This is a genomic window from Bacillus sp. ABR (genome assembly GCF_056172715.1).
The window spans coordinates 164,946-178,064 of sequence record NZ_JAOYSL010000005.1 but is presented as its reverse complement, the minus strand read 5'-3'; the positions used below and the strand labels follow the sequence as shown (position 1 = coordinate 178,064).

The following is a 13,119-nucleotide window of genomic DNA, read 5'->3' as shown; positions in this document are numbered from 1 at the left end:
AGTCATTCATCTATGGGAGGAAAACAGCAATGAATTTAATTCGGAATCAATGGAAAGACATTGTGACGAGCAAAAAACTACTGATCCCGATTTTCGCTGTGTTATTTATTCCGCTGATTTACAGTGGCGTATTTTTAAAAGCGTACTGGGATCCATATGGTACAGTCGATCAATTGCCTGTAGCAGTGGTCAACTTGGACGAAGGCAGTCATTATGACGGGAAAACACTGCATGTCGGCGATGATTTAGTGAAGGAATTAAAGAAAAACGATAATTTCAAATGGAATTTTGTCGATAGTGAAGAAAAGGCAGTGAAGGGATTAAATAACGAGGATTATTATCTCGTCGTGGAAATACCAAAGGATTTCTCGAAAAATGCAAGTACAGTCCTTGATAAACATCCAAAAAAATCGAATCTGAAATATTATACGAATCCAGGCGCCAACTATGCGGCGTCACAAATTGCGAATAATGCCATTATCAAATTAAAAGATTCGGTTTCAAAGGAAGTCACAAAAAATTACGCAGAGGTCATTTTTGATAACTTCAAAACGATTGCAAAAGGCTTAGATCAAGCAAGCGATGGTGCGAAGAAAATTGATGACGGAACAAAAAGTGCAAAAGATGGCAGTAACAAGTTAAAAGACAATTTAGCAAAATTGGCTGAAGGAACGTTAACCTATAGCGAAGGTGTTCATCAGTTTGCTGGTAAAATGGGTGAACTGAACACAGGGATACAATCTCTTGACAGCGGACTTGGCCAGCTCTTAACAGGCTATCAAACCATCGATCAGAAATTTGGAGAGCTTGGTTCAGGAATTGATACATTGACTGAAGGGTTAAACACAAGCCGGGAAGGCCATCAGCAGCTCGCTTCTAAAATGCCGCAATTCACAGCGGGCATTGAGCAGCTAAACAACAAAGCACAATCCTTTTCAGAAAAAATTGAAGCAGTAGAAAAAGTCTTGTCATCACCAGAATTAGCGAATCTTGAAAAGATGGCGCCTAAACTCGATCAGGTGAAAAAAGACGCAAAGACGTTTAGTACAAAACTTGCTTCATTAAAAGAAGCGTTATCGAATCGAGATGCTAAAGTAAAAAGCATTATCCAAAACAGCTCAATGACAGATGAAGAGAAAAAGGCGGCAATGGATCAGCTTGACAGTCTGCCTAAAATCGAACTCCCTGATCTGTCTGGACTTGAACAAAGCTTAGCGGCCTTGCAGGAACTGCCTGATGCAAGTGAGGTTCAATCTGCGGTTGCTTCTGCAAAAGCTCAGCTGCAGCAAGTCAAACAGCTGCCACAGAAAACAGAACAGCTGTACACATCTACAGTCGCGATACAAAATGCGATTGATCAAATGACATCTGGTACGAATAAATTGTATCAAGGTGCACTGAAGCTTCAAACAGGTCAAGGCCAATTACAAGATGGTCTGCAAACAGCAAATGGAAAGCTTGATACAGCGAAAAGTGGTGCAGATAAGCTTGCAAATGGTTCAAGCCAGCTAAGCGCAGCGTTAAATAAGCTGGAAAGTGGTTCAACGAATATCCAAAGCAACACATCTAAGCTTGCTGAAGGCTCAAAATCACTCGATAAAGGATTGGGAGATTTAAAGAGCGGAACAGGTAAGCTGTCCGATAAATTAAAAAGCGCCGCTGATGAAACAGGAGAAATTGATGCGGGTCAAGACAATTACAATATGATTGCGAGTCCCGTGAAAACAGAAAATGATACAGCGAAAAAGATTGATAATTATGGTACAGGACTCACACCTTATATTTTATCGATGGGACTCTTTGTAGGGGCTCTCATGCTCACCGTTGTCTTCCCAATGAAAGACCCTGCTGGACGCCCTAGAAATGCGTTTGAATGGTTTTTCAGCAAATATAGTGTGCTCTTTTTTGTCGGTATCCTGCAAGCAGTTATTGCAAGCTCCTTGCTCATCTTTGGGCTCGGTCTTGAGGTGGAAAGCCTCTGGCGCTTCTATCTCTTTGCGATTATCGTCAGTCTGACATTCTTAGCGATCATTCAGCTGCTGGCGACAACAATGGGGAACCCAGGACGCTTCATTGCTGTTATCATCTTGGTTCTTCAGCTCGCAGCAAGTGCTGGTACATTCCCGCTTGAGCTTGTGCCGAAATTCTTCCAAGTCATTCACAGTCTGCTTCCAATGACGTATACAATCAACGGATTTAGAACGATCATTGCAAGCGGTGATGACAGCTATTTATGGCACCAAGCAGCGATCCTTGGTACAGTTGCGATCATCATGATGGCGGCAACAACAGCATACTTTGCTTGGAACGTAAGAAAAATGAAACAGGACGAAGTTTAATCCATGAATCCTTTCTCTTTAATAGAGGAAGGATTTTTCATTTGAAATTAGACATCTCGAACCTGAAGCGATATATTTTAAGAAGAGATGCTGAAAAAGGCATACATGGAAGGAATTGCTTTCAGACAAAGGAGGAAATGCCGAATGACTACTGAAGTAAATGAAACCGTTCAGCTGATTCAAAAGCTTGTATCAATCCCAAGTCCATCAGGAAATACAGAAAAAGTGATCGGCTTTGTTGAACGTTTTTTACAAGATTTGAACATTGAGACAAAACGAAATCGAAAAGGCGGATTAATTGCCACCATTAAAGGAACAGATGACAAAGAACATCGCATGCTGACAGCGCATGTCGATACGCTCGGTGCGATGGTTAAGGAAATTAAATCAAATGGACGGCTTCGTCTAGCACTTATTGGAGGCTTTCAGTATAACTCAATTGAAGGCGAATATTGTGAAATTGAAACAGCATCAGGCCATACATACACAGGGACCATTCTTATGCATCAAACATCCGTGCACGTCTATGCGGATGCTGGAAAAGCGAAACGAAACCAAGAAAATATGGAGATTCGTCTCGATGAAAAGGTGAAAGATGCAGACGATGTCAAAGCACTTGGCATTCAAGTAGGGGACTTTATCTCATTTGATCCGAGAGTGGAAGTGACGTCTTCAGGTTTTATTAAATCAAGACATCTGGATGATAAGGCAAGTGTGGCGCTACTTTTGCGGCTCATCCACAGAATTCAAAAGGAAAATATCACATTGCCGCATACGACGCACTTCTTAATTTCTAATAATGAAGAAATTGGCTACGGCGGGAACTCGAATATTCCAGAAGAAACGGTGGAATATCTAGCTGTAGATATGGGCGCGATTGGTGACGGTCAGTCAACAGATGAATACAGTGTATCGATTTGTGTAAAGGATTCGAGCGGCCCTTATCACTATGGATTACGCAAGCATTTAGCTGCATTAGCAGAAGAGCACAACATTGATTACCGCCTTGATATTTACCCTTATTACGGCTCTGATGCATCAGCAGCCATTAGAGCAGGGCATGATATCATTCATGGACTGATTGGTCCTGGTATAGATTCCTCGCATGCCTTTGAAAGAACACATGAAGATTCACTTGTCCATACTGCAGATCTTCTTTATCACTATGTTCAATCACCATTAATCACAGCATAAAAAAAGAACCCCGATAGATGGGGTTCTTTTTCATTAGCTTGAAAGCTGTGTTGGCTCGGGTACCTCTTGTCCTGTCATCACGCGATGTCCTTTTTCAGGGTCATACTGCCCTTCCCATTTAGACATCACAACAGCTGCAAGTGCATTTCCTGTTAAGTTCACAACAGTCCGTGCCATATCCATGATACGGTCCACACCTGCAATAAATGCAAGACCTTCAGCAGGTACACCGATCGTTCCTAATGTCGCGAGTAATACAACAAATGAAGTACCAGGAACGGCAGCCATTCCTTTAGATGTTACCATCAGTACAAGAACAAGTGTAAGCTGCTGGACGATCGTGAGGTCAATGCCATATACCTGTGCAAGGAAAAGCGCAGCAATGGCTTGATACAAGACGGAGCCATCCAGGTTAAACGTATAACCGATTGGGATAACGAACGAAACAATTCCTTTTGGACATCCGATGCGTTCCATTTTATCCATGACTCTTGGTAAAACTGTTTCAGAGCTGGATGTACTAAAGGCAAGAAGCATTTCGTCTTTCATGTAAGCAAGAAATCTGAAAATATTGACGCCAATCATCTTTCCGATAATTCCGAATACAACGATAAGGAAGAGAGCGAGCGCAAAATAAACAAGACCTACAAGCTTACCTAATGAAATAAGAGATTCAAGACCAAATTTTGATACGGTCACACCAATGAGTGCGAATACACCAAATGGTGCAGCTTTCATCACAACATTAACGACATGGAACATGGCATGTGATACACCCTCGAAGAAGGCGAGCACTGGTTTACCGCGTTCCCCAATCGCTGAAACGCCAAGTGCAAACAGCACAGTGAAGAAAATAATCGCAAGCAAATCACCTTCCGCCAATGATTGGAAGAAGTTCGTTGGAACGATATGAAGGAACGTATCAGCAACTGATTTGCTGCTTTGCTCTTTTTCCGTTTCAACATACTGGCTAATATCTTGTTTTTCCGCATGTCCAAAGTCAACGCCTGCACCAGGCTGTACAAAGTTTGCTAGGACAAGGCCAAGGATAATCGCAAATGTTGTGATAATTTCAAAATAAAGAATGGTTCTAAAACCTAGTTTCCCTACTTTTTTACCATCACCCGCACCTGCAACACCTAAAATTAAGCTGGATACGACAATTGGTATGACAATCATCTTAATGAGTCTTAAGAAGAAGTCTCCAATTGGTTTTAAGTATGTCTCGACTCCTGGGTTACCGAAAAAGATTGCCCCAACAACGACACCGAGAATAAGACCGATTAGGATTTGAGTAGCCAATCCAAATTTTAATTTTTTCATAGATTTCCTCCCTAACATATTCATTAAAGGAATATTCCCATCATATTAAGTTTTAATATATGAATTAAAGTATAACTAAAATTAAAGAGGTTCGTCCACGATAAAATTATATTAAGAAAATACAAAATTGTTAGAAAAAATAGACATTTAGAACCTACTTCATTGTTTTTAGTCAATAAAAAGTGTCTTCAGAACTAAAACTCATCATATAAAAATACCAAAAAACCCTTTTGTGACAAGGGTTTTACCTTTTTACCTATTTTTCAGAAAAAATAAAAAGCACTTTTGACTCCAACTGACGGAGGAGGGAAAAAGTGCTTTTTTATTCAATTTATTTCCTTATTTAAGATAACTTACTTGTGAGCATTCCTCACATTCATTACCGTAACACTCGTGCTGTTCCATTAAATCATTTCCACATTTTGTGCATTTCTTTGAGGGCAAATTTCTAAAAAACTCTGTGATTTTTCCTAGCATTTGTCATCCTCCAATACGTTTTGTTGCTATCATTGTATTATAACAGATTAATATTTGTCAATCTGTTTTGTAACAATAGGCAAGAAGAATGCTTTTTCCATGAAAAATGGGTATATTGTAAGAAGGGGATTTTTAGAAAAGGAGGGAAAATGACGATGAAATTAACCGTAATTGGATGCTATGGAGGGTTTCCGGCAGCAGGTGAAGCGACATCAGGCTACCTTTTTGAATCAAATGGCTTTCGTCTTCTTGTAGACTGCGGAAGCGGTGTTCTTTCAAAGCTTCAGCAATACATTGATATAGAAGAACTAGATGCTGTTCTCCTTTCTCATTATCACCACGATCATATTGCAGATATCGGACCACTCCAATATGCGAAGCTAGTGGGATATCATTTAGGAAAAAGCAGCGGCCCGCTTCCGATCTATGGACATACTGGTGATCAAGAAGCGTTTAGACGGCTTTCTGATGATGTACATACAAAGGCAAAGCCTTATCAGCCAGAAGAAGGGATTCAGCTTGGACCATTTCAAATTGATTTTTTGAAAACGGTTCATCCGGCAGAATGCTATGCTATGAGAATTCAGGCAGAGGATGCTGTGGTCGTGTATACAGCAGACTCAAGCTATCAGGAGGCATTTATTCCTTTTAGCAAGGGAGCAGATCTGCTCATAGCCGAAAGCAATTTTTACGCTGGACAGGATGGATCAGGTGCTGGACATATGAACAGTACAGAGGTAGGGAAGATTGCAAAGGAAGCAAATGTTGGGGAACTCATCATCACCCATCTGCCCCATTTTGGTCGTCATAAAGACCTAGTCAATGAAGCACAGGCGTTATATACTGGCAATATACAGCTTGCCCATTCAGGGCTTAGATGGAACAAGGAAGGAAGATAGAGATGCTGTTTATCGATAACGAACAACATTATGATCCAATGATTAATTTGGCAATTGAAGAATATTGCTTAAAATATTTAGATCCAGAAGAAACGTATTTGCTGTTTTACATCAATCAGCCGTCAATCATTATTGGAAAGAACCAAAATACAATAGAAGAAATCAACACGAAGTATGTGGAAGACAACGGAATCAAAGTCGTGCGCCGCTTATCTGGCGGTGGTGCAGTTTACCATGACAAAGGAAACTTAAACTTCAGCTTTATCACAAAAGATGATGGGGACAGCTTCCATAACTTTAAAAAGTTCACAGAGCCGGTCATCAAAGCGCTTGAAAAGCTAGGTGTTAAAGCTGAATTGAGCGGCAGAAATGACATCATGGCAGATGGACGTAAAATTTCTGGAAATGCCCAGTTTGCAACAAGAGGACGTATTTTCAGCCATGGCACGCTGCTATTTGATTCAGAAATTGAACATGTCGTTTCGGCTCTAAATGTGAAAAAAGAAAAGATAGAATCAAAAGGCATCAAATCGATTAGAAGCAGGGTTGCCAATATCAGTGAATTAATGGATCAAAAAATGACAACAGAAGAGTTTAGAAAAATTCTTTTAAGCTACATTTTTGATACAAATGGGGACGTGCCTCAATATCGCCTGACCGAAAAGGATTGGGAAAAGATTCACGAGATTTCCAGAGATCGCTATCAAAAATGGGAATGGAACTATGGCCGTTCACCGAAATTTAATTTACAGCATTCTAAGAGATTCTCTGCAGGCTCCATTGATTTGCGATTAGAAGTGAAAAAAGGGATGATCCAGGATTGCAAAATCTTTGGTGATTTCTTTGGCGTAGGGGATATTGCCGATATTGAGAAGCGGCTCATTGGACAGCAATATGATCGTAAAACGATCAGTGACGTCTTAGAAGATATGGATATGCGCCACTATTTCGGCAACGTATCAAAAGAGGATTTTCTTGATTTGATTTATTAATCGCGTGAAAGCACGGCTAGAGATAGCGGTGCTTTTTTGATTGAAGGAAATGAAAGCGATTTACATTTGATCTTGTGGATTTTTTCGATTGTCTATTATAATAGAAAGGAGGAATGTTCGGCCATAAAATGAATGGTCATTCATTCATTCATTGATGACATGTAAGGGGTGGGAGAATGGATTTGATCAAAAATCTTCAGCAGACGGCGATGACGAAGGGAGAAAATATCGCACTGATCTTTGAAGGAAAGAAGTGGACCTATCGAGAGCTGATGACAAGTATCGAGCGTTTTGCAGATGGATTAGTCAACGAAGGGTTTCAAGCTGGGGATCATATCGCGCTTATTTTAGGAAATTCACCGCATTTTGTCATTTCTTTTTTTGGCGCATTAAAGGCAGGGCTTGTCGTAGTACCTATTAACCCAACATATACACCTAGTGAAATTGGGTATATGCTCATCACAGGCGATGTAAAAGGTATTGTGGCGCCTGAACAGCTTCTGCCAGTGTACGAGCAGGTGTATGAGCAGCTTCCGTCCATTGAAAGAGTCATCATTTGTGCAGAAAATGAATCGGCGTGCAGATCAAGCTTCAAGGAAGTATCTGATCGACTTGTTTTCTTTGGAAAGCTTGTGTCAGGTGTTGCGAATGAGAATGTACATCCTTCCATTCAGCCAGATGATACCGCTGTTATTTTATTTACATCTGGCACGACAGGAAAACCAAAAGGTGCAATGCTGACTCATTTCAACCTTTATTCAAATGCTAGAGATGTCGCTGAGTATTTATCGATTGATAAAAAGGACAAGGTCATTGCCGCTTTGCCAATGTTCCATGTTTTTTGTTTAACAGTCTGCATGAATGCACCGTTGATTCATGGTGCGACGATTTATGTCTTGCCGCATTTCAGCCCTTCAGAGCTTTTGCGCATGATGGAAAAAGAGAAGCCAACGCTATTTGTTGGTGTGCCCACCATGTATAACTATTTGTACCGCCAGGAGGGGCATGATAAAGCGATGGCATCTGTGAGGATCTGTATATCAGGCGGTGCCTCCATGCCTGTTGCCTTACTCCATGGCTTTGAGAAAAAGTTCGGTGTTACGGTGCTTGAGGGTTATGGATTATCAGAGGCATCACCAGTGACTGCATTTAATCCTCTTGACGGAAAAAGAAAACCAGGTTCTGTCGGGACTGACATTATGAATGTGAAGAATAAAATAGTGAATGAACTAGGAGAAGAAGTCGGTCCAAATGAAGTCGGAGAGCTGATAGCAAAAGGGCCGAACATCATGAAAGGCTATTACCAAATGCCAGAAGATACGGAAGCTGCACTAAGAGACGGCTGGCTGTATACTGGCGATTTGGCGAGAAGAGACGAAGAAGGATATATTTATATTGTCGACCGGAAAAAGGATATGATTCTTGTTGGCGGTTATAATGTGTATCCAAGAGAAGTAGAAGAGGTACTTTATCAACATGAAGCTGTAGCAGAAGCCGTTGTCATCGGTGTGCCAGACCCAAACACAGGAGAGGCAGTCGTCTGTTATATTTCCCCTAAGAAACATGCTCACATCAATCAAGAAGACATCATTACACATTGTTCACGCTATTTAGCGAAATATAAGCAGCCCCAAACGATCCATTTCATAGATGATATTCCTAAAAACACAACAGGTAAAATTTTAAGAAGAGCGCTAAAGGAAAAGTATCAAGCAGAAGAAAGTAAATAAAAAAAGGGAGTCTCTGATGAGGAGGCTCCCTTAGCATGTAGACAAATCCTCCCATCTCACGCCGAAAGAAGACAAAGGGCTAAAAAGATCATTTTAGCTCTTTTGAATGGCTTCTTTTAACTGTTTCTGAAAAGATTTCGACTGTTTTTGATTCAGTTCATAAAATGTTCCATCAACTAAAAAAACGACTTGTGATCGGTCGGTCCAAAGCTGAAAGGTGGTGCCGTTTGTTCGTCCGAACATCACTTTGGCGATATAATCGGGCTTTTTTAAATTTTTCTTGAGATGATTGCTTGTTTGTCTGCCTTTATTTAATTCTTCAATTAGATCTTCTGCTGTGTCCTTATCATCTATTTCATACGAGATGGATTCATTCGCTGGCGAGAGCAGCAATTTTTCTGCTCGATTTTCATCAAAGATTTCGCTCGTCCGGCTGAACACATAAAAGAAGGTGATGAATAAAAGTCCCAAAATCACAACTCCTGCAAGGATTTTCTTCATTTTGATCCTCCAACTCACTGTTATACATGTAGCTTCTCCGATTTTTAAGTCGCATAATCATTTTTTTCGCGAAAGCTTTTTCAGATGGGGCATGCTATGATGGAGCCACATGAGACAGGTTCTAAACGAAAAAAAGAGTGATTAGAATAGAGAGAGGAATGGAAAGGAGGCTGACCTGTGCGAGTACGTAAATGGATAGCTCTTGCAACGGTAGCATACATATTGTACGGTCTTTTTATTTATTCATATTTGTTTCTAATGGGGGATTCATCGGTACCTGAAAGTGTAAAAGGGACAAGTGCAGATCCACATACTTTTATGACAAGTCATGAGCTTGCGATCAGCGAGAATTTCTCGAACATACGGAACCTGCTGTATTTCATAACCATCCCATTAGATTGGTATGTCTTTTTCCTTTTGCTCATTTCAGGGTTTTCACGGAAAATAGCAGACTGGAGCCTGTCAGCAGCTCGTTTCACGTTTTTAAGCAAACTTGTGTACGTGTTTGTGCTGTCGCTTCTAACAATGCTCATTTCATTCCCAATGAAGTGGATTGGCTATCAGCTGTCTTTGCACTACGGAGTATCTGCACAAAGTACGGCAAGTTGGTTGAAAGATCAAACACTGGATTTTTGGATTCAATATCCGCTCCTTGCCCTTTGTGCAATTGTGTTTTTTTGGCTGATTCAAAAGAGAAGAAAACGCTGGTGGCTGTATGCGTGGTGTTTGACAGTCCCAGTTACGCTGTTTCTCTTCTTTATACAGCCGGTCGTCATTGATCCGTTATATAACAATTTTTATCCACTAAAGGATCAAGCGCTTGAGAAGAAGATATTAACGCTTGCAGACAAAGCGCATATTCCGGCAGATCATGTGTATGAGGTCAATATGTCTGAGAAAACGAACACGATGAACGCTTATGTCACAGGAATTGGTGAAAATAAGCGTATTGTCTTATGGGACACAACACTGCAAAAGCTGAAAGACCGCGAAATTTTATTTATCATGGCGCATGAAATGGGACATTACGTCATGAAACATGTTTATATTGGATTAGCAGGATATTTAGTGCTGTCATTGGCCGGATTATTTGCGATCGATCGTCTTTATTTTTATCTTTATCAAAAAGGGGCAGCCACATTTCGTCTGAAGGTGTCACACGACATTGCTGCTCTTCCGCTTCTTTTAATCATCGTATCGATGCTGTCATTTGCAGCTTCACCTTTTACAAATGCAGTGTCAAGGCATCAAGAACGGGCAGCCGATGAATATGCGGTGAACATGACAAAAGACGGGGAGGCGGGCGTAACGTCTTTTCAAAAACTTGCAAAATCAGGATTGTCCCAGGTGAATCCACCGTTTCTAGTGAAGATTTTCCGTTATGGACACCCAACCATGATGGAGAGAATCATGGATATGGAAAAAGCGGCGGAAAAAGAGAAGCCGCCTAAAAAGCAGTAATAAATAAAATCCGGCTGGATCAGCCGGATTTTTTTTATCACACTTGGTTAGTTAGAAGCCGCTTGAACGTTGATTAACCCTTTTCCATAATAGAATGAGTCACCAAGCGGTGTCGCTGTATTTTCTAAGCGCTGGCGAACCTGTGAATTTGTTAGGTTCGGGTTTTTAGAAAGAATAAGCGCTGCTGCTCCTGCTACATGAGGAGACGCCATAGATGTTCCAGTATAAGAAGTGTATCCACTGCTTGGCACTGTACTTAAAATAGAAGTACCAGGTGCAGAAACATCTAATTCAGGACCTGCGCTAGAAGATGAGTTTCTGACATTGTTACTGTTTACATTGGCAACAGCAATTGTAGAATCGTATTTTGCTGGATAGCCAACTGTACTGCTAGAGCCGCTAGAGCCAGAATTACCTGCGGCTGCCACAACAACGACTCCACGGTTATTCGCTGTATCGACGGCATTTTTAAGCGCAGTTGAACCGCTTGGTCCGCCTAAGCTCATATTGATGACATCCATATTATTGGCTACAGCCCATTCAATACCGCTAATAATCCAGCTGTATTGTCCGTCGCCATAACGGTCTAATACTTTTACAGCATATAGGGAAGCGCTTGGAGCGACCCCGAGTACACCAATTGTGTTATCAAGGGCAGCAATGGTTCCAGCTACGTGAGTTCCATGTGATTGAAAGTCTTGGGTGGCATTTGGCTCTGAAGGGACGAAGCTCGCACCGCCTGCAACATTTAAATCAGGGTGTGCAGCGTGGATTCCAGTATCAAGGACAGCTACTTTGACATTAGCACCTTTATAACCTTGAGCGTGTACAGCTGGAGCTTTGATTTGAGGGATTCCATAAGGGACGGTTTGTGCATATGCTTCTGCTTTATGGTCTTCTTCTACGTAAGCAATGCTAGGGTCATGTTCAAGTTTTTTGGCGGCTTGTTCGGACATTTTCACTTGTGCAGCATTAATGAGGCGGTATTGTTTTTCTAGTTTTCCACCATTTTGAATGACAGCTTGTTTTTTAGAGCTGTTTGTGGTGGCAGAGGCTTTAAAACCAACAATATAGCTTTTTTCACTATCTGTTTTGGAGACCGTCTCGGCATTTGCCATGGAGCCTCCAAACCCTGCTGAAAACAGAAGAGGGACAGCCAATAAAACACTTGTCATCACATTTTTCTTTTTCACGCACATTCCACATCCCTTTTTTCTTATTTCAGAATAATCATCCGTAGTCTAATAGAATGATCCGTTTGACTATTCTGTATATTCAGTTTAAGGGAAGTAGGCAAATAAGAGTAGACCTGAATTTTTGTGAAAGTCCTAGCGAAAATTGGGGAATTAAGTCACTTGGAACTGGTGGTAAAATATGTTTATTCTATCATTTCAGCGATGATCTATTAAAAAGGGAGTGTGCTTTTTTTCTCATGATCCATTTCCGGTTAAATATTCGATACCCGAAAAGCCATAAAATAGGTAGAATCGTCTAGCATCTATTTCGAATTTCGATATAAAAAAATATTATTTTATCATTGTTTTTGTCATAAAAAAGAACCTGCTAAGATAACAGGCTCTTTAAGAAGGGGTGGATTGAGTTAAATGGCTGACCACATTGTAATCACGAACCTTCCATTTACCATCTGACCATTCCACATAATTTAAGCAAGCATTGACAAGTCTCGTGTTCTGTAGACCCATATGTTCATCAGCCAAAGTGGTGAGTAAAGCATGGATAGCAGCGCCGTGAGCTACGATCAAGACATGTTGATCTGGATAGGCGGCTCTGACTTTCTCAATACCTTCTAACATTCGGTTTTGAATCGTCTCAAGTGGTTCCATATTTGGATACTGTTTATCTGGAAACAGCTTTTGACGTTCCTCAAACGACATGCCTTCAGCGTCACCGTAATCTCGTTCAATGAAATCATCCATGATGACAAGTGGGGCATGGACATGATTTAAAATCAAGTGTGCCGTTTCTTTTGCCCTTGTTAGTGGACTGGAAATGACAACATCCCAATGGACATCCTTTAAGTAAAGTCCAGTTTGTTCAGCCTGCCATTTACCTTTGTCGTTTAAAGGGATATCTGTTCGTCCTTGAATTCGTTTCGCTGCATTCCAATCTGTTTCCCCGTGTCTGACTAGGCAAATTGTTGTCAATCAAATCCCGCCTTTTCTATCTTTTCTTCTATTATACT

11 protein-coding genes are annotated in these 13,119 nt (G+C 40.9%); 6 read left to right on the top strand and 5 right to left on the bottom strand.

Annotated elements, in window-relative coordinates; all coding sequences use genetic code 11:
- Window positions 1–29 precede the first annotated feature (29 nt).
- Together OIT90_RS16310 and OIT90_RS16305 are read left to right on the top strand one after the other, a co-directional pair.
- Window positions 30–2,339: a YhgE/Pip domain-containing protein gene (locus OIT90_RS16310; protein WP_059376286.1), complete on the top strand. Its 2,310-nt coding sequence runs from the start codon at window positions 30–32 to the stop codon at window positions 2,337–2,339.
- A 144-nt stretch (window positions 2,340–2,483) separates the two neighbouring features.
- Window positions 2,484–3,533 carry a M42 family metallopeptidase gene (locus OIT90_RS16305; protein ID WP_039177610.1) on the top strand — a complete coding sequence of 350 codons (1,050 nt, stop codon included), beginning with the start codon at window positions 2,484–2,486 and terminating at the stop codon, window positions 3,531–3,533.
- Window positions 3,534–3,566: 33 nt separating this feature from the next.
- On the opposite strand, the gene OIT90_RS16300 is transcribed toward OIT90_RS16305, so the two are convergent.
- Window positions 3,567–4,856, bottom strand: coding sequence for a cation:dicarboxylate symporter family transporter (locus tag OIT90_RS16300; RefSeq protein ID WP_106025312.1), 1,290 nt, complete (start codon window positions 4,854–4,856; stop codon window positions 3,567–3,569).
- A 339-nt stretch (window positions 4,857–5,195) separates the two neighbouring features.
- Window positions 5,196–5,333 (bottom strand): protein YhfH, encoded by a 138-nt coding sequence (gene yhfH, locus OIT90_RS16295; RefSeq protein ID WP_008359029.1) that lies wholly within the window; start codon window positions 5,331–5,333, stop codon window positions 5,196–5,198.
- Between the two features lie 155 nt (window positions 5,334–5,488).
- Here yhfH and OIT90_RS16290 point away from each other — a divergent pair, with 155 nt between their 5' ends.
- The 3 genes from OIT90_RS16290 to OIT90_RS16280 all read left to right on the top strand — a co-directional run bounded on the left by OIT90_RS16290 (window position 5,489) and on the right by OIT90_RS16280 (window position 8,954).
- A complete protein-coding gene (locus tag OIT90_RS16290; protein ID WP_186321650.1) occupies window positions 5,489–6,232 on the top strand; it encodes an MBL fold metallo-hydrolase in 744 nt (247 codons plus the stop codon).
- Between the two features lie 2 nt (window positions 6,233–6,234).
- Window positions 6,235–7,224: a lipoate--protein ligase gene (locus tag OIT90_RS16285; protein WP_144490884.1), complete on the top strand. Its 990-nt coding sequence runs from the start codon at window positions 6,235–6,237 to the stop codon at window positions 7,222–7,224.
- Between the two features lie 176 nt (window positions 7,225–7,400).
- Complete coding sequence (locus tag OIT90_RS16280; RefSeq protein WP_106025309.1) at window positions 7,401–8,954, top strand: fatty acid--CoA ligase family protein; 1,554 nt, start codon at window positions 7,401–7,403, stop codon at window positions 8,952–8,954.
- A 93-nt stretch (window positions 8,955–9,047) separates the two neighbouring features.
- Here the strand turns inward: OIT90_RS16280 and OIT90_RS16275 are convergent, their stop codons facing one another.
- Window positions 9,048–9,455 carry a YhfM domain-containing protein gene (locus OIT90_RS16275; protein ID WP_047202362.1) on the bottom strand — a complete coding sequence of 136 codons (408 nt, stop codon included), beginning with the start codon at window positions 9,453–9,455 and terminating at the stop codon, window positions 9,048–9,050.
- A 177-nt stretch (window positions 9,456–9,632) separates the two neighbouring features.
- On the opposite strand from OIT90_RS16275, the gene OIT90_RS16270 reads away from it, so the two are divergent.
- Window positions 9,633–10,916, top strand: a complete 1,284-nt coding sequence (locus OIT90_RS16270; RefSeq protein WP_144490886.1) for a M48 family metallopeptidase — start codon at window positions 9,633–9,635, stop codon at window positions 10,914–10,916.
- 47 nt (window positions 10,917–10,963) lie between these two features.
- Here the strand turns inward: OIT90_RS16270 and OIT90_RS16265 are convergent, their stop codons facing one another.
- Both OIT90_RS16265 and OIT90_RS16260 read right to left on the bottom strand, forming a co-directional pair.
- A complete protein-coding gene (locus tag OIT90_RS16265; protein ID WP_047202379.1) occupies window positions 10,964–12,109 on the bottom strand; it encodes a serine alkaline protease SapB in 1,146 nt (381 codons plus the stop codon).
- 387 nt (window positions 12,110–12,496) lie between these two features.
- Window positions 12,497–13,081, bottom strand: coding sequence for a histidine phosphatase family protein (locus tag OIT90_RS16260; protein WP_039177618.1), 585 nt, complete (start codon window positions 13,079–13,081; stop codon window positions 12,497–12,499).
- Window positions 13,082–13,119: the final 38 nt, after the last annotated feature.